General features: G+C 35.5%; 12 protein-coding genes. 4 read left to right on the top strand and 8 right to left on the bottom strand.

Annotated elements, in window-relative coordinates; genetic code table 11:
- Positions 1-962: Ig-like domain-containing protein (locus tag BTO22_RS17375; RefSeq protein ID WP_146107552.1), on the bottom strand; the 962-nt coding region annotated here is incomplete at its 3' end.
- 551 nt (positions 963-1513) lie between these two features.
- On the opposite strand from BTO22_RS17375, the gene BTO22_RS17365 reads away from it, so the two are divergent.
- Together BTO22_RS17365 and BTO22_RS17360 are read left to right on the top strand one after the other, a co-directional pair.
- Entirely contained in the window at positions 1514-2821 is a 1308-nt protein-coding gene (locus tag BTO22_RS17365) for a TolC family outer membrane protein (protein WP_181044693.1), read from the top strand.
- 2 nt (positions 2822-2823) lie between these two features.
- Positions 2824-3429, top strand: a complete 606-nt coding sequence (locus BTO22_RS17360) for an OmpA family protein (RefSeq protein ID WP_105056543.1) — start codon at positions 2824-2826, stop codon at positions 3427-3429.
- Positions 3430-3500: 71 nt separating this feature from the next.
- Here the strand turns inward: BTO22_RS17360 and BTO22_RS17355 are convergent, their stop codons facing one another.
- The 5 genes from BTO22_RS17355 to BTO22_RS17335 form a co-directional block, all read right to left on the bottom strand.
- Positions 3501-5615: a type I secretion system permease/ATPase gene (locus BTO22_RS17355; RefSeq protein WP_105056542.1), complete on the bottom strand. Its 2115-nt coding sequence runs from the start codon at positions 5613-5615 to the stop codon at positions 3501-3503.
- 1 nt (position 5616) lies between these two features.
- A complete protein-coding gene (locus BTO22_RS17350; RefSeq protein ID WP_105056541.1) occupies positions 5617-7542 on the bottom strand; it encodes a bifunctional diguanylate cyclase/phosphodiesterase in 1926 nt (641 codons plus the stop codon).
- Between the two features lie 4 nt (positions 7543-7546).
- Positions 7547-8215, bottom strand: a complete 669-nt coding sequence (locus tag BTO22_RS17345; RefSeq protein ID WP_105056540.1) for a transglutaminase-like cysteine peptidase — start codon at positions 8213-8215, stop codon at positions 7547-7549.
- Positions 8216-8240: 25 nt separating this feature from the next.
- Positions 8241-9632, bottom strand: a complete 1392-nt coding sequence (locus tag BTO22_RS17340) for an HlyD family type I secretion periplasmic adaptor subunit (RefSeq protein WP_105056539.1) — start codon at positions 9630-9632, stop codon at positions 8241-8243.
- A gap of 211 nt (positions 9633-9843) precedes the next feature.
- Positions 9844-11949, bottom strand: a complete 2106-nt coding sequence (locus tag BTO22_RS17335) for a GNAT family N-acetyltransferase (protein WP_105056538.1) — start codon at positions 11947-11949, stop codon at positions 9844-9846.
- A 154-nt stretch (positions 11950-12103) separates the two neighbouring features.
- On the opposite strand from BTO22_RS17335, the gene BTO22_RS17330 reads away from it, so the two are divergent.
- The gene (locus tag BTO22_RS17330; protein ID WP_105056537.1) at positions 12104-12676 is read left to right on the top strand and encodes a nucleoside triphosphate pyrophosphohydrolase family protein; all 573 of its coding nucleotides are present in this window, start codon (positions 12104-12106) and stop codon (positions 12674-12676) included.
- Between the two features lie 99 nt (positions 12677-12775).
- Here BTO22_RS17330 and BTO22_RS17325 read toward each other — a convergent pair whose 3' ends face one another.
- On the bottom strand, positions 12776-13750 hold the full coding sequence (locus BTO22_RS17325; RefSeq protein ID WP_105056536.1) for a ParB/RepB/Spo0J family partition protein: 975 nt from the start codon (positions 13748-13750) through the stop codon (positions 12776-12778).
- A 3-nt stretch (positions 13751-13753) separates the two neighbouring features.
- Positions 13754-14977, bottom strand: a complete 1224-nt coding sequence (locus BTO22_RS17320) for a ParA family protein (RefSeq protein ID WP_105056535.1) — start codon at positions 14975-14977, stop codon at positions 13754-13756.
- A 1079-nt stretch (positions 14978-16056) separates the two neighbouring features.
- On the opposite strand from BTO22_RS17320, the gene BTO22_RS17315 reads away from it, so the two are divergent.
- Positions 16057-18042, top strand: coding sequence for a replication initiator protein RctB domain-containing protein (locus tag BTO22_RS17315; protein ID WP_105056534.1), 1986 nt, complete (start codon positions 16057-16059; stop codon positions 18040-18042).
- Positions 18043-18245: the final 203 nt, after the last annotated feature.

Genomic DNA, 18245 nt, shown 5'->3' with positions numbered 1-18245 from the left:
CCCGCAACATCGACACTCCAGTTGCCGTTTTCATCAACCGTGGTTTGGTAGTCAGTACCGTTGATGGTCATGGTGACCACATCGTTTTCACTGATGTCGCCACCCGTTGCTGTACCTGTCACCGCAATCACTTGCCCACTTTCGGCTGCATTAATCACGTCATCTGCCGTGATATCTGCCACCGTTACGGTGCCTGCATCCGCTGATGTATCTAACTCAAATTCTACTTTATTAGAACTTGGGCCTATATCACCAGCAGGATCTGTAATCTCAGCTACGTATTCATAACTTCCATCTGGTTTAGGTGCTGATACTGTAATTTCAACACTACCGCTCGTAATGTCATCTTCTGTAATTAAATGCGTTCCAACCACAGTACCTGTACCATCACTCAACTCAATTATGTCACCGCCCTCAGTCCCTTCAGGTAATGTAATATCTATTTGAATACCGTTTTCCACTCGCTCTTCATTAATCACACCATTTTCATCAATTTCAGCAATGAAAATACTAGGAGCAGACTTAATTAGCTCATTATTTGGGATCGTTATTTGGAAATCACCAGTCTCTCTAAAAGACTTATATTGTTCTAGTAACGTTAAACTTTGAATTCTTGATAAACCAATGGTTTCGAGTGAGGATGTATCAAAATTAGTTTCTGCAATCGTACTTTTCCCTATGCGCTCAATCTCAGTAGAGGCAGTTAAACTCGATCCCCCCTCTTCACCTGCAGCAGGAGCTTCGGATATAACGCTAGGGTCTTCACCGCTAGCGATAGCGTTAAGTATGTTATTAATATCATTGTTTTTTTCAGAATTATCAGCCAAATCAACAGATACTTCGCCTGATTCATACTCTATAACAATGTCACCAGGCAGTATCGGCTCACCCGAATTAATCAATTTCAGGTTACCGTTTTTATCAATAGTGATGATCTGTTTTTCTGATGTCATTAGAGCCATGATATTAATTCCCAAATCCATTTATAATCAAAAGGCATCCATTAAAGCTAAGCCAATCACAATACCCATTAATTTTATCATATACGCAACAAATCGACCACATACGAAAAAAATAGAAAACAATGAGAGAAATACGTCCAAAATCAATTTTATTCTCAATTATTCTAACCAGATCACAAAATATGAGATTAATTCCATTTTTATACAAAGGAAATACTTAGATATACATATTCCGAATGTAATTAACATAAAAAACCTGATCAAAGTCTTATATGTAATACTTTTTTTATTTAAATTTATATTGTGATTTTAAAAACCTCATTAAGTTAACTATTCTTTTAATATGAGAAACTATTAACTTATCAGTTTTCAATAAGTTAAATTTTGCTTTTTAAATAGATATCACGTAGCATTTCTTTGATATTGAAAAACAAAAATACATACAGTAATGATAATTGTATCACTACAAACTAGCTACTTTTAAACCAAATGTCATGCTCACTGCTTCTATTTTTAGGATTCAGTGATTTAGGAGAAACACTTTGAAATGGATGAAACTTGCGACTTACAGTAGCTTGCTAGTTTTGAGTGTATCAGCTCAAGCACAAACGTTAGAGCAAGCAATATCACAAACACTAACAACCAATCCTGAAGTAAAGAAAGCATATAATGCTTATCTAAGTTTTGTGGCGGATAATGATAGCGTCTCTGGAAACTATTTACCATCAATTGACTTAGATGCAGGTATTGGTTATGAGCAGATCAACCCAGCGAGTGGAAATGATACAGATCTCACACGTAAAGATGCGACCTTATCCTTAACCCAATTAATTTGGGACGGTTCGAATACAATTAATGATATGGATCGAACTGATGCAGAAGCAGAATCAGCTCGTTTACAACTAATTTCTTTAGCTGAAAATAAAGCATTAGACGTTTCTCAAGTATATTTGGATGCAGTAAAAGCAACTGAAATTCTAGCTCTATCTGAAAGTAATCTTGCTATTCATAAAAAAATCTACAAAGACATTAAAAAAAGAGCCGATTCTGGAATTGGTTCTACTGCTGATGTATCGCAAATAGAAGCACGTATTGCTAGAGCTCACGGTAACCTACTTGCAGCTCAGAATAACTTATTTGATACACATACTGTATTTACACAAATTGTAGGCTCTCCACCTCAGGCACTAATTTATCCTCGAGCAGATGCTAATACTCTCCCTCTAAGTTTGCAGGAAGGTATCGAACGAGCTTATGAGCATCATCCTGTTATTTTGACTGCACAATCAGATATCCAAGCTGCTAAATATCAATATGCACAATCAAAAAGTACAAACTATCCAACCTTTTCGTTAGAAGCTGCTCAAACATGGCGTGATGATGCTGGTGGTATAGAAGGAAATAGTGATGAGTTTTCTGCCATGATCCGCATGCGCTATAATTTATATAACGGTGGTAGCGACAGTGCCCTTTCAGATAAAAGCGCATATCAATTAAATATGGCAAAAGACCTTCGTGACAGTGCTTATCGTAATGTTGAAGAAGGGTTTCGCCTTTCTTGGAGTGCTTTAGATTTAACTCTACAGCAAAAAGAATTTCTAGCAGACCATGTTGATGCCGCCTCTGACACCGTTATTGCATACGAGAAGCAATATCGTATAGGAAAGCGTACATTACTTGATTTATTAAATACTGAAAATGAATTGTTTGAAGCTCGTAAGTCTTATTTAGATGCCCATTATTCTGAACAATTTGCAAAATTTAGAGTTTTACATGCAACAGGCACACTTATACCTTCATTATTGATAGATACACCAAAAGAATGGAATCCAAACAAGTCTGAAGAAGAGGAGAAATAAGAATGAAAAATCTAATTTACCCAACACTTATTACGTCTCTTTTTTTAACTGCCTGTGTATCTGGAGATAAAGATTACATTGAAACTCCAAAATCCGATCAAATTGCCGATCTAAGAGACGATGATTACGATGGCGTAATTAACGCAAGAGATGTTTGCCCGGGAACCCCTCGAGGTGCTGAAATTGACAATGATGGCTGTGCTGAATACGTCGAACATTCAGATAAAAAAGACCTTAAAATTCTTTTTGCAAATAACTCATCTGAAATTTCACCTATTTTTAAAAGTGAAATTAGAACGATGGCTGAATTCTTAAATGAATATAAAGAAGCCTCAATCCAACTGCAAGGTTTTGCAAGTCAACAAGGTAATGCTGAATATAATATTCGTCTTTCAGAGTTACGAGCATCAGCAGTCAGAGTTGCATTAATCGAATATGGCGTAGAACCAGATAGAATAGAAACCATAGGCTTTGGAGATACCCTACTAACAGCAAAAGGCGATTCTGCTGTTAGCCATGCTTTAAACCGTCGTGTTGTTGCTACTGTTGTTGGTTTTAAAGGTGACGTTGTAAATGAATGGAATATCTTTACACGCAAGAAAAAATAGAACGCAAATAACAGTATTGTAGACAAAAAAGAGGCTGTGAATTCACAGCCTCTTTTTTATTAAAGTAATAACTAACTAACCGCTCTTACTTTTCCTGTTTTCAACTCATTTAAGACCTGATTTTTAGGCCCATCAGCGATGATATGTCCTTTTTCCATAACAATAATACGGTCAACGACATCAAGCATTGACGTTTTATGAGTGATCAAAATTAAGGTTTCAGACGGCTTTAAGTGTGATAACTGGTTCTTAAATAACATCTCAGAACGATTATCCATACTACTTGTTGGTTCATCTAATAATAAGACAGGTGGGCGTCCAATAAGAGCTCGAGCAATCGCAACTGATTGACGCTGACCACCAGAAAGTAATAACCCCCCCTCTCCAACTTGGCGCTCTAATCCAGCAGGATCTTGCTGTGTAAATGCAGTAACACCAGCTCGGTTTGCTGCATCCATCATTTCAGCATCATCAGACAACTCTCTCCCTAAAATAATATTTTCTCTAATAGAGCCATAAAATAGGGTAATGTCCTGCGGTACACAGCCTATATTGCGTCGTACATCAACGTGATGAAGCTGAGAGATATCTGTATCATCTATTCGAACAGAACCCTCTGTGGCTTGATATAACCCCATAATAAGGCGCTCTAACGTTGTTTTTCCTGAGCCAATTCGGCCAATAATGGCTACTTTTTCTCCAGGATTAATCGTAAGGCTAATGTCTCTAACCGCTGAAATTTGAGATTCTGGATAACTAAAATTCACCTTATCTAGTTCAATTTTTCCTTGAAGTATCGGGCGATGGATATAACGCTTCTCTTCTTCTTGTTCATCAGGCATTGCCATCAATTGCTCAATAATCGTCATTGATGATTTAGCTTGATTATAACGTGTAGATAACAGTGATATTTGAACTAATGGCCCAATGGCTTTGCCACTAAGCATTGTTGAAGCAATCAATGCCCCCATAGTTAAATCACCATTAGCAATCAGATAAACACCAACAATAATCATCCCGATATTAACCGCTTGCTGTACAAAGCCAGCCATATTTTGAATTGAATCAGTAATACGTCTGCTTTTGATACTCCAATTTGAAATATGAGTTACCGCTTCTTCCCATTTATATTGAAATTGACTCTGAGCATTAAAAATCTTTAATGTTTCTAAACCAACTAGGCTTTCAATTAAATTGGCATATTTTTGCGAGGCAAGTCGAGAACCTTCTTCTATTGTCTTCTTCAAAGGCCCTTGGATAATTGCAGCATGGATCAATAGCAAAACAATACCGACAATTGGAACAAGAACAATAGGGCCAGCAACAAGATAAATCACAAACAAAAATAATAGAGCAAACGGCAGGTCAATCAATGCAGCTATCGTAGCTGAAGTGAAGAACTCTCGGATTGACTCAAATTCTTGTAAATGTCTCGCAAAAGCACCAACAGACGGAGGTCTAGCCTCCATCCTAATGCCTAATACTTTTTGAAATAATTTAGATGAAATTAATACATCTGATTTTTTACCAGCAACATCAATAAAATAGCCTCGAACATATTTCAAAATAAAATCAAAAATAAAGACTACAAAAATACCAGACGCTAATACCCATAATGATTCAAAAGCTAAATTAGGAACAACCTTGTCATAGACTAACCGTGTAAACATTGGTGTTGCAATAGCAAAAATATTAATCAATATAGACGCGATAAACACATCACGATAGATGTGTTTAGATTCAAACAAAGTACTCCAGAACCAATGCCCTTCCCGCTTCTTTAATATTTCAGGGGATCGGTCATCATATCTAAATTGCTTTTTTAACAAAAAATACCGACCAACATACTGAATAGAGAGTTCCTCTATTGAGATCGATATCGGCATCATTCCTGAGCTAGCGGTTATTATTTCAGCATGTTCATTATCAGCATCAAAACCAATTAATACACAAGATTCACCGCCTTTAAGTAAAAGAACTGCAGGTAATACAAGTTGAGGGATTTTTAACAATTCAGTTTGATTTTCTTTTGCAACTAATCCAGCTCTCTCTGCGGCACGAGAGAAAAGAAAAGGCGTTAATTTACCATCTTGTAAGGGTAAACCATTTATCAAAGCCTCAGGTGAGTTAACTTGGCCATAATAGCGGCCAACGTAGCATAGTGAATGCAGTAATGAATCTTTCATTTTATTCACCTTTTACTTTTTCATTAACAAAAAAGCCTTGGAAAACATCAATATGATGTTCAGAGAGCAGCTCAAGTTGTTCTTTATTCTCAACTCGTGACGCAATAGTAATAACCCCTAAATTTTGAGCAGTTCTAGAAATAGAAGCAACGATGTAACGTTGCTTTTCATCATCAAGTTGATGAGTAAATAAATAATCCAATTTCACGTATTTAGGCCTGAACGTTTCTATATATTCTAATGATTCAAAATTTCGTCCGAAATTATCAACACCGAACTCAGAACCTGATGAACGAATCACATTACACAATAATGCAGTATGATCTTCATTATCAATAAATGACGTTTCTTGGATCTCAAAGTGAAGTAGCTGTGCAATTGATTTATGCTTTTTCAATGAGTTTGTTAACCAACGAACAAAACTTGGATCCTCAATACTTCGATTCGCTAAGTTAATAGCAACTGGTTGAGTTATTTCTCCGCTAACAATACGCTCAATCATAGAACGAATAACAAACTGGTCAAAAGAAGTTGTTTCATTCAATTGTTCAAGAGCAAATAAATATTGATTAGCAGAGTATCGTTGATTATCTTTTTCAATAGCAGAAAATACTTCTTGATGAAAAACAGCACCATCGCGGGTTGTCGCTAGTTGCAATGTAAAATCAAACAAATGCTCATTTATCGCTTCATCAACAAATTGTTTCCATTGTTGTTTACCCATTAACTCATGCTCACTCTCATCTGCAATATAACCAAAGAGTAATTCTGGACTCGTATGAGCCTGAGTTAGAGCATTATCAGCTAACGATAATATATCTGTTGTTGTTTTTCTTGATTCATTAAATACAACACCAAGATTAGCATCAATAGGGGCAGTAGCTGTTGGATCACCTTTAATATCTTGGGTATACGCAATAATATTTTCTGCGGCTAATTTCAGTTCTTCTTCTTCTATATTTGGAAAAATAAAACCAAATTCATAAGAGTTAAGTCGAGTAAGGATGACATTTGTTGAAGGCAGTGTGATTTTTAACAAATCCGCAAGCTCTCTAACTTTTTCATCTCCAGCTTCATAACCTTCTTCTTCATACACTTTATTTATAAAATTAACTCTAAATAAAGCAATACCACCTTTAGCTGACTCAGATAACCAAGTATTAAGTTGAGCCATAAAGAAAGCTCGATTTCCTAATCCTGAAATAGGATCAAGATAAACTTTATCTCTCAACTTCTCTGCTTCTTTTGCTTGGGACTTAAAGCTTTGTGCTATTTGAGATGACATGGAATTTATACCAACAATCACAGCTTCAAGATCTTTCGTTTTTGGTTTCTCTAATTCATTACTAAAATTATTTTCAGAAACCTCTTTCATCTTCACAATTATTAATTGTAATGGTGCTAATGCCCTCTTAACAACAAAAACAATGATAATAACGCCGGCCAACATAATGATTGCAAAAGTAGTTAGTAGCTGCGTGAATGCCAACCATAACTGTTGATAAGCATAAGCAGGGTTAGTCACAATCTCTACTTCTGCCAGCTGTAACCAGCCACTAGTAATAGTACGATTTTCTGAAATAACACGAAATAAATGCAGATCAGAAAACCATTGGGGCACTGTATCTATTCTTAATGGGTAAACTCTAACTATCTCATCATTAGTACTGAGTAACGTTAAACGTACAGCAGAATAATAACTACCATCGAATAAAGCGTTAATAACAGATTCAGCAGCAACTTTATCTTCGTTTTCTAGATATGGGGCTAGTGCTAAACCAACAGTATTGATACTATTATTTACTTCCGAGCGTTGCTGGTTTTCCAAAAATGCTTTTGTATTAAAAAATTCAATGGCAAAGACAGAGATCATTAATATTAAAAAGACGGCTGTCATCCATGATACTAGCTGTTTATATAATGTCATTTGGCTACTCATCATAATTTATAATTGGGTGGTTTAATCTCAGGCCTTTATTTCTTGCTCGTAAATCATTCCATAAGCTTAGTCGCGAAGATTTACCTGCCTGTTGTCCGTTTCCTTTACCTTTCATTAGCCACAGATGTTGACCGTTAAAACTATAAATAGGTAATAAATCGGTACGCTCTGTGGCTGGCTTTATTTCTTTATCTATATTATCTAAAATTAAAGGGATCGAAGATGGTGTTGGATAATACGCCAACACCATATGAAATTGATTTAGCTCTAACGCTTTCAAATAAATTAATCTTAATTTTTTATCCGGTACGCCAAGTTCTAATAAAGAAAAATATTTTGCAATAGTAAAATCTTCACAATCTCCTGCATTACTTCCCAAGAACTCTAGTGGCGTAGCCCAATAATCTTTTTTCCCCCAAAGCTTAATATCATCGACAAAATACAATTGATTAAAAAATTGATTAATACCGACTAACTGTTCTTTCTCTTTTTTATTATCTAACTCTGATATGAGTTCACGCCAAGCATTAACTCGCCTTGATGCTCTCTCTCCATACTCTTCTTTTACTGCTTTAATCCAAAGATTATCTTGTTTGGTTAAAGCGATTGTTGCTAGAGAGAATATAGTGAGAGGGATAATGAATAACCACTTAGCTCTCATTATTTATTACTCTCCTTATTCATTATCACTCTTTAAATGCAGACCCTTTCACTTGAATTATAGGTTTAAGTAAGTAATCTAAAACACTTCGCTTTCCAGTAATAATATCTACAGAAGTTGTCATTCCCGGAATAATATAAAACTGTGTTTTCTCTGCTAAATCTTCTTGCGAAGTTCGTACCCGAACCAGATAAAAGCTATTTCCTTCTTCATCCTGAATAGTATCAGCACTGATATGCTCTAACGTTCCCTTCAACCCACCATAACGAGTAAAATCATAAGCACTAAATTTCACAATAGCAGGAAGGCCCGGTCTTAAAAAAGCAATATCTTGTGGTGCGATTTTAGCTTCAATCAACAAAGTATCTTCTGTAGGTACAATCTCAATTAAGTCCATACCTGGCTGAATAACACCACCTACGGTATTAATATAGATTTTCTTAATTGTTCCTGTTACAGGAGAAAGCACAATAGTTCGATTTACTTTATCTTTCAATCCAACTTGTGACTCTGTTAACGCAGAAAGCTTATCTTGTATGCTGTTTAATTTTTCTTGCTGTTCTGAACGAAATTTAAGGGCTGCATCTATTCGGTTTAATACCGCTTCTTGAATGGTTGAAGTTAATACTGGGATTTTTAATTCAGTCGACGTTAACTCTCGTTTTGTATCGTTAACTTGTCGCTGTAACTTGAGAAGCTCAATCCTAGGAACAACACCTTCGTCTGCTAACGGTTTAGTTATATCTAGTTCTTTCTTAGCCAGCCCATAACTTCCTTTTAAACTTCTAACACGAGATTTGATTTCAACGAGATCTTGTTGCTTTTGTCTGACTTGCTGATCAAATACATTAATGCGGTTTTTTAAATTATTCATGTCCGCTTTGTATTCGGCCATTTGTCTTCTAACTACAACTGGATTTTCTTTAATAAACTCTTCTTCAAATTTTAATTTATCAGTAGATAGAATTACTGATTCTTTCCAGCGTTTTTTACTATTAATATCTTGAATTAAAATACTGTCCATTGAAGCAGACAATTGCATTGCACTTGCAGTAAGATTGATTAGTTGTTTTTTCCTTTCTCTAAAATCAGAGCGAAAACGAGTATCATCAATTAATAATAATTGTTGACCCTTTGTCACCTTATCGCCTTCTTTGACTAGCATCTCTTTTACTAGTCCACCCTCAAGGTTTTGAACAACTTGCAATTGAGATGAAGGAATCACTTTACCTTGACCAACAGTAACTTTGTCGATCTCAGCCCACGATGCCCAAGCAATCGCGATGCCGAAGAAAATAGCAATTATCCATAAAATTATTTTAGCGTTTGTTGGCGTATTTAAAAGTAAAGCAGCTGTTCTATCGTCTACAAAATCCAGCTCTTCTTTTTTTAAATTATTAAATCCTTTTTCATTCATTTCTGTATCCCTAGACATCGTATAAATGAATAACATTCTTATTACATTAAGAGTATAGCATTTATGAATAACTCACTAGGTTAATTGTCTATATTTTATGGGCTTGGTTACAAAATGAGAAAAGAATTTATAAGGTTGATTTACAGTGTAAATTAAAATTAGGGGAATCGATTTACACTGTAAATTAAGGTGGGATTTAAAATCAAAGGAATTAGGATTTACACTGTAAATTATGAACCATGACTTTGATACACTCTCGAAGTACTGCTTCTGCATTCTTACGGCCAATTAGCTCACATTGAGCAATAACTGAATGCCAATCATGACTCTGAATTATTTTCGTAATAACAACTTTTTGTTGTTGATTGCTTAACGAAGATAAGACCTCAATATTAGATAATACAAAATGACGTAATTCATACTGAAGCAATTCAAAACCTCCTCCCCCTTCAATAAAAATAGTAATGCGTTTTTTCATTAAAGGGCTTATTGGCTCTATATCAGAAATATCCGCAAGTAAGCTGAGAACCTCATCATAATTCAACTCTGAAAAAGTAGACATTAACTGCTCAGGAAAAGAGGTTCTAAAATACTCTTTAGCTGCAGGTAACCAGGTCTCAGCATCATAGCTTAATGATTTCACTGCTAATAAGGAATGCGTACCACTGGCTTTATCTTTACTAATGCCTAAACGAACAAATTCAAAACCAAGAGCACGCCAGAAATTATTAAGTTCAGGTGTTGAGCCAAAGCTAGTACTGAGATAATTGATCCCCTCTTCTGAGTAATAATCTTCAATCGCTTCTATAAAATGAGAGCCAACTCCATTATGTTGATGCCCAACCGCAACCGCGATTCGCATCACTCTAATGCTAGTTTGAAGTGCTGGCTCATCAATACATAATGTTTGGGTTAGAGATACAGGCGCTAAATGCCCTTTAGGTCTTCTTTTGCCATATTGAACATCATTAACTAAATCACTATCTAGCTCGCCTTCTTTTGATAATAAAGCACAGCAAAGTAACCTTTTTGAGTCAGTATCAACACCTATCCAACAAGAAAGTGTTGGATCCGTTAATAATGATAACCAATCATTAGGAGATGTTTGATAGTGAGCAGAGACAAGTAGCGAAAATAAAGATTGAGCAAGTTCAGCATTATCTAGTAAGTCTGAAATAGATAAAGAAAAGTAATCTATCGATGATAGAGACAACTCTTCACATGAAGAGGATAGATCTTCCAGATGATTTAATAGGAAAACAGCAGACAACCAAAGCTCAAGTGGGTCATTAATACTCCATCGGATCGGTTGTTGCATTTCAATAGAACGATAACTAGGTCGCAATTGTGCTAACTGCTTCTTAAATTTAATTTCAAAACCACGCCCAGTTCCTTCGTAACCATTAATCGTTGTGGAAAAAACCATACGTGAATATTGTTCAACTAAAGAAAGTAATATAGGAGCAGGAATAGCAGCGGCTTCGTCCACACACAATAAATCTAAATACTGAGGGTTTCTCAATAATTCATCAGGGGCGATATAAACAATTTGAGTATCATTAATCATTAATTTATTTTTTTGATTACTTACATCAACATTCTTCAATCGTGCAATACGTTCAGCATGTATAAAGATTTCATCGACACTTGCACGTTGTGGTGCCGTTACACCAATAACTAAAGAGCGTTCCATTGCTAACTCAGCAATTGCAATTCCAAGGGCTGATGACTTACCTCTCCCACGATCGGCAGTCATGACTAATGGCCGCTTTGAGTGGCCTGTAACTACTTTTTGAATAGCGCTTACTGCGATCTCTTGATCCGATGAACGATAAACCGCATCATTCCATTTAGGCATATCATCAATTAAAAGAGGATTTTCAGGTAATACGCAATCGGAACCCGTTTCTTTTAAGCACACCATTTGAGTTACAAAGTGCGATAACCAATGACTAACCACAGGAGAAAGTGAAGAGGTATTAGTACGAATAAAAAAAACTAGCCCCCCACCAACAACGGTTCCACATACTGCGTTAATGGCATTCGCATTAAATTCATGAGAAATATCGATAACTAAACAATCGGTTTCTTGGCCTAATTTCTTTAAAGCAGACTTAATAGGAAAAGCCGTATGCCCAGAAATAGTTAAATCACCGTATAATTCAACGTTAGTAAATCGAGAACTTTGCTGAATAAAAAAAGAATCTAATAATGATTCACACCATAGCTTTGAACCTTCAAGCAAAATGGGATAACGGATATAACCACTCGCAGCATAAGAAGATAACGTATTTAGAAATGACAGCGCAAAAAGCATTGCAGAAAAGTCCATTAACATAAGAAGATATTATGCATAAATTGTAGCATGAGATGAATATTTTCTATCTATTAAGAAAAGAAAGTATGACGAGACAAATCCGGAGAAGGTATAATGCTTATTACATTTAAGCCTTCATCATTTAGGAATGACCATGCATTTAAGTCAACTAACTCAACCTATCTACCAAAAGCTATATCAAGACATCGAACAATTTAGAAGTACCTTTGACTTAGCAGTAGAAGCACCTGAATCATTAGATGAAAAAAATGACCTATTACATACCTCCTTAGCAATCGAAGAGTTGACGGAATTAGCTGAAGCAGACAGCAAGATAGAACAAGCTGATGCTATTGTGGATACTGTTTATGTTTTAATGGGACGAGCAGTACATTTAGGTACGAAAAATTTAGAAAACAACCTAAGCATCTCATATTTAATTGACCTTCTATTAAACGTTGCAAAAAACTTAGATATCGATTTTGTACCATGTTGGGATGAAGTACATTCAAGCAACATGAGTAAAGTGTGTAAAACAGAAGATGAATACCAAGCAACAAAAACGTTCTACGCAGAGCAAGGCATTGAACTGATGTCTACTGAAAAAGGCGGATTCATCATCGCTAAATGCGCTAAAAACGTAGAATTAGAAAATAAAGTTATTAAACAAGGGAAGGTTTTAAAATCAGTAAACTACCGACCTGCAGATCTTGCGCCGTTAGTCTAATCTTAGAATAAGACAAACTACGATTCAAATAAAAAAGAGCCAGACTTAGTTAACTAAATCTGGCTCTTTTTTATTGAAAGTTAATGGCTAATAAATGTATTAAGATATTTTTTGACTAATGTACGCCAAAATATCTTCCATTAATGCATCATCGACTTTTTTCAAATTCAGAGTCAAAGCCGAACCTTTACGTTTATATGAAGCTCGACCTTTTACCAATTCAGTACTTAATGGCTTAGCCGCTTCTCTTTTTGGTAATAAATCTTCAACCCAAACTTCAATAAGTTCTGTCACTTCTTTCGTCATTCTACTCACACCAAGCGCAGTAGAACGCGTCCAGACCGCTCCTTGTTCGCCTGCACATTGTCCAAGCAAGATTTTTTGTTCCTCGTCAGACAGCGTATTATAGAGCTTATGAAGCTTAACAACGGTTGGACGACCAATCTCACTCACACTTGGATATGCTTGTAACAATTCTAAAGGTAATGTCGCAGCTTTTAGTGCGCCACTCACTAAAGCTTCACTACATTGACACACTTTAGCCAGTTCTTTTTGATCAGCAACGTCACCACGAGCAAGCATCGCATGCATTTCTTTACCACGTTCATATAATGAAAGTGGTTTATGAGCATTAGCTACATCAGAAAGAAACTTAGCGTGCTTTGTATTAATCCCTTCAGCAACGTAAATTAAGAAATCTTGTTCTGCCAAAATACATGACATACGACGACGGCTACCGTCAAGAACCTCTATTTTTCCACCTTCAACAATACGACCAACAGCAGGATATTGCTGTCCACGATCACGTAGTGTCGTTAAAATATCCGATAAAGCATGCTCAGTTAGAAATGATTGTTCACGAGCATTTTCAGCAAAAACAACCGTCGAATTACGCACGTCTTTCGCTAGAATTTTACGTAATTCAAAGGTAACCATATCTTCACCAGCAACTGCTAATTCAATCACTTGAGCTTGAGATTTTGCTGCTTTTTGTGCTTCTACTGGAGTCGTCGCTCTGCGCTTATTTGTTTTACCAAATAACTTAGCATTTAAGTCTGAAGTTTTAATTGCCATGGATTAGTACTCCCCTTTATTTAACGAATTCCAGTGACTGTGAAGTACTCGCTCAAATTCTAATGCACTTTTCTTAACTGCATCTTGAGCAACTGCCAATGTTTTTTTACCACCTTCAAAATCAGCAGCGGTTAAATCAAAAACAGTACTGTAGGTATCAGCACAAATTTCAAATGCACGGCTGCGTGGTATCGTCGCCATCATAACTTGATCAGCTAATAAATAATTCATTTCAGTTAATACTGAAACTTGTTTCTTATTGTCATCTTCAAACATCGTTGGCATAAGGCGAACAAACTCTAAACCATGCCAATCTTCAGGGAACATTTCATACACTGTTGGTAAGTGTTGGAAAAAGTTCACCGTTGATGCCCAGTCTAAGCGCTTTGCAGCACATGGGATTAACAGTGAATTTGATGCATACATTGCATTCCAAACTAATGGATCAACATGTGGTCCAGTATCAATCATGATCACATCAAACTGATCAGCAATTGGGTCAATCACCTTTTCCTTTAATAACTTAACAATATCAAGAGAACCATTTGTTGATAGATCTTGCCACGCTTCTGCGTTAAACATCGCATCTTCAGGGAAGGCAGAAATAGTTTTCAAGTTTGGATATTGTGTATTTAGAAGTACATTTTTAGCCATAAACTGACCATCAATAACTTCGTTTTCAGGGACATTATCCAACATAATATCTACGGCTGAATAGATGGTGTCCTGTTCTGAAACACTAATTTGAGGGTTTAAGAAAAGACGAAGTGACCCTTGAGGATCTAAATCGATTAAACAAATGCGGTAACGCTTTTCTAAATTTAGAGCTAAACAAGCAGCAAGGTGCACTGCACTCATTGACTTACCTGTACCACCTTTTTGGTTTTGAACATTTACAACCCAAGGCTTATTATTCACATTTTTTTTCTGCTCATGAAACGCAGGCATTCCTGCTGCATCCATCAACATATGTGCTTCAGTTAATGAAATCGAATAATGATTCGCATTATTTTTTGTAAATTGATGGCCTTCAGATTCTAAACGAGTGATCGCTTCATCTAACTTCCTTCTAGTTAGACCAGAACGAGTTTCCATCATTGCTTTAGACATTGGAGGGAAATGTTCATTATTTCGTTCTTCAAGAACCAACTCGATGCGATCAGACTGCACTTGTTGAGTCTGTTCTGCCAATGCAGCTAAATTAGCAATGGTTTTTTCTCTATTCATAATATCCGCCAGTAATGTAACTATGAAAAGAATTGTACAGCAATAAACTTGAATTTCAACTAATTGCTGAACATGAATTTAATTATGTGATATACATTAAAAAGAAAAAATAACTAACAAAGCTGTTATTTATGTTAAATAGATCACGATTTTATCTCTATAACTAATGGGTAAAGTCCAAATAGTAAAAGTGTTACGGCGTCACTTAATATAAATTTACAGTGTAAATTTCTACGGAAGCGTGAAATTAAATCCCTATATTACGGAGCTTGTATTTTCAATAAAAAAACGGGAAAAATAATGATAAAAATGTATCTTATGGAGAGATAAAAGGGAGCTAAAAATTAGATAAAATGAAGCATGATCAAGGTATGAATTATAGGGAAATGAAGATATATGTACTGTAAATTGGACTTAATTTAAAGGAAGCATGATCAAGAATACAAATTTATCGGAAGCATGATACCAATCTGATAAATTACAGTGAATGTATATTCTATAAGGGTTCCTAAAGGATCACTTCATAAAACATAGGATTGATAAATTCAAAATACAACTTGATCATTCTTCTGGATCCATAGTTTGTATTAAATTAGATCTAAACTCGTTGAAAATAAAACTCAAAATAACAAAATAGAGCTCAGTTTGAATCTATAAACAAAAAAACTTTAAGAAAAGCATCAATGACTAAAAATAAAGGAATAAATTAGCGGTCGAAGATCCAATCTGTGGATAACTTGTGCAAATACCATGATCATTCTTCAATAATATTCATGATCATGGATTCATGTTGACGATGATCATGCTTTTGAATATTAGTGATCATAGATCCGAACTTGTATTGATCATGCTTTCTAAAGACTCTTGATCATGCTTTCATTGCGAAAAAAAATAAAGCCTATACATACAATAACTTACAAGTAAAAAATCAACCAGATCATAGATCAATATAATCATATAGATCAGTATTAATCATAAAGATCAATTTAAAAGAATAATAATTTTTTTCTTTATTTAAAGATCCAATTCATTTAACCTATACGAAAGAATGATTAAAATACAATGAATGTCAGTTGAAAATGAATCATATAAAAACAGCAGATAATGAAAAGATCTATATTCCTCTTCCTAGAGATCACAAGGGAGGACACTTATTTGAGATACCTACAAATTTAGTTGATTGGATCACTCAATATCAACATTTTAAAGGTGTCACAAAAAGTATTTTAGAATTAATGAATCTAATTTCGTTAAAAGGATTTTCATCCACTGATGGTTTAGTCTCAACAACTGAAATTATAGAAACAACAGATGGGCATCTAACACGAGCAGCTATCCAACAACGTTTACGTACTGCGGTAAGTATCGGATTATTCGAACAATATCCAGTTCGTTTCGAACAGGGATTAGCAGGCAAAACAATGTTACATAAATTTATTAATCCATCGCAGTTAATTTCAACGCTAGGTATTACTAGCTTAAAGTCCGAACAAAGTCATGAACAAGAAAAACAAAAGCGTTCAAAAGCATTAGCTCAAACTCAAGTGAATCGTCAGTTTTTAACAGAACACGGATTAGCGATCCCTCCAAGTATGAGAGATGAAGCTGATCAATTTGTTGTATCTCCAACAAATTGGGCAGGGATCATAGACCAAGCATTAGCACCACCACGAACACGCAAGAATTATCAAAAAGCAATGGTTGCGATTTCTGGAACAAAAGCAATTATAGAAACAAGATCATCAAAAAATATCATGACAGTTGATGATCTAATGACTCTTTTTGCTCTGTTTACACTGACAGTCCAATATCATGATCATCACCAAGACGATTATCACATTCAAACCAAAACGATGGGGAATAAAACCCCAATTTACATTACTGATATTTTAACATTACGTGGGAAAAAAGATTCCGGTCCTGCACGTGATTCTATCCGAGAAAGTATTGATCGTATTGAGTTTACAGATTTTCAACTTCATGAGCTTACAGGACGTTGGCTCAGTGAAAATATGCCTAAAGGCTTCAAAAGTGATCGTTTCCGTTTTTTAGCGAGAACGATTACAGCATCAGATGAAGCACCAAAAGAAGGCAAAGACGGTGAAATTAAAATTAAACCTAATTTGTATATTTTGGTTTGGGAACCGTCATTTTATGATGAATTATTGACCAAAGATTACTTCTTTTTATTCCCACCAGAGATCTTGAAGCAACATACGTTAGTATTTCAGCTCTATAGCTTCTTCAGAAGCCGCCTAGCGCGCCGAATGACTGACAACCTACTCCTAAGCGAAATAAACCAAAAACTCGCTCGTAACGTTGATTGGAGACGATTTTCTTTAGATCTCATTAGAGAATTAAAAAAACTCGCCAAAGATAAAGTGACTGATGAGTTATTTATTGTAAATCTTTGGGGTTACCATTTAACGATCTCGATGCTTGATAGTAATGAAAAATTACCAGATTATCAGGTAGATATTCGTTGCTATCCTGAAGAAGTGATCCGTTATTCTCGAGCAAGAACCACAAATGCTGGAAAACGTAATATGGCACCAACAATGCCAAATCCATTACGTAATGAGATCATGCCTAAGCAGCAACTTGATCAACTTTCCACAATTATTGATGGTGAATTTGAGCCTATTAAACGTAATACGGCTAATAAATCCGGCCGTTTAGGTCGACGAGTGAAACTGCGTAAGCATTCTGCTGAGATTAACGCTGATGAGTTGACTATCACATTAACCAAATACACATCAGAACAAGCATTAGAGAGAAGTATTACGGCGTTGTCTGCTATGACTGGACACAGTTCATCATCGATTTCTGAAGAGTGTAAAGAATTGCAAGAGAAGCTCGATTACTTAAAAGTAGGGGGAGAAATATTACCTTACGAAACATTGAGTAAAACGATTGAATTTTATAACAGTCAAGATCATGGAAAACACTTATCTATTGAGAACTTAATCGCAGGTCTTGCGGTAAGAAGGAAGATCAGTAAATTAGTTTACTCTCAGAACTATGATCAAGACGTTTTACGAGCTTTGGATGAAATGGCGGGATAGTCAGTCTATTGACATTTTTATAGCTATACTCTGACAAGGTGCTGACAAAAGAATAGGGCTGAAGGTTATCATTAAAAACGAATAGACAACCTTTGTCCTTTACCAATCGAAAGATTGGCTCATATTGTTACACATCTAACTTTTATTGTTTTCAATAATCGTATTGGCGAGCTTAGTGCTCGCCGTTTTTTTATCTAGCGATA

The sequence above is a fragment of the Aliivibrio sifiae genome, from assembly GCF_002954705.1.
Classification (GTDB): domain Bacteria; phylum Pseudomonadota; class Gammaproteobacteria; order Enterobacterales; family Vibrionaceae; genus Aliivibrio; species Aliivibrio sifiae_A.
This window is presented reverse-complemented; position numbering and strand designations above follow the sequence as displayed.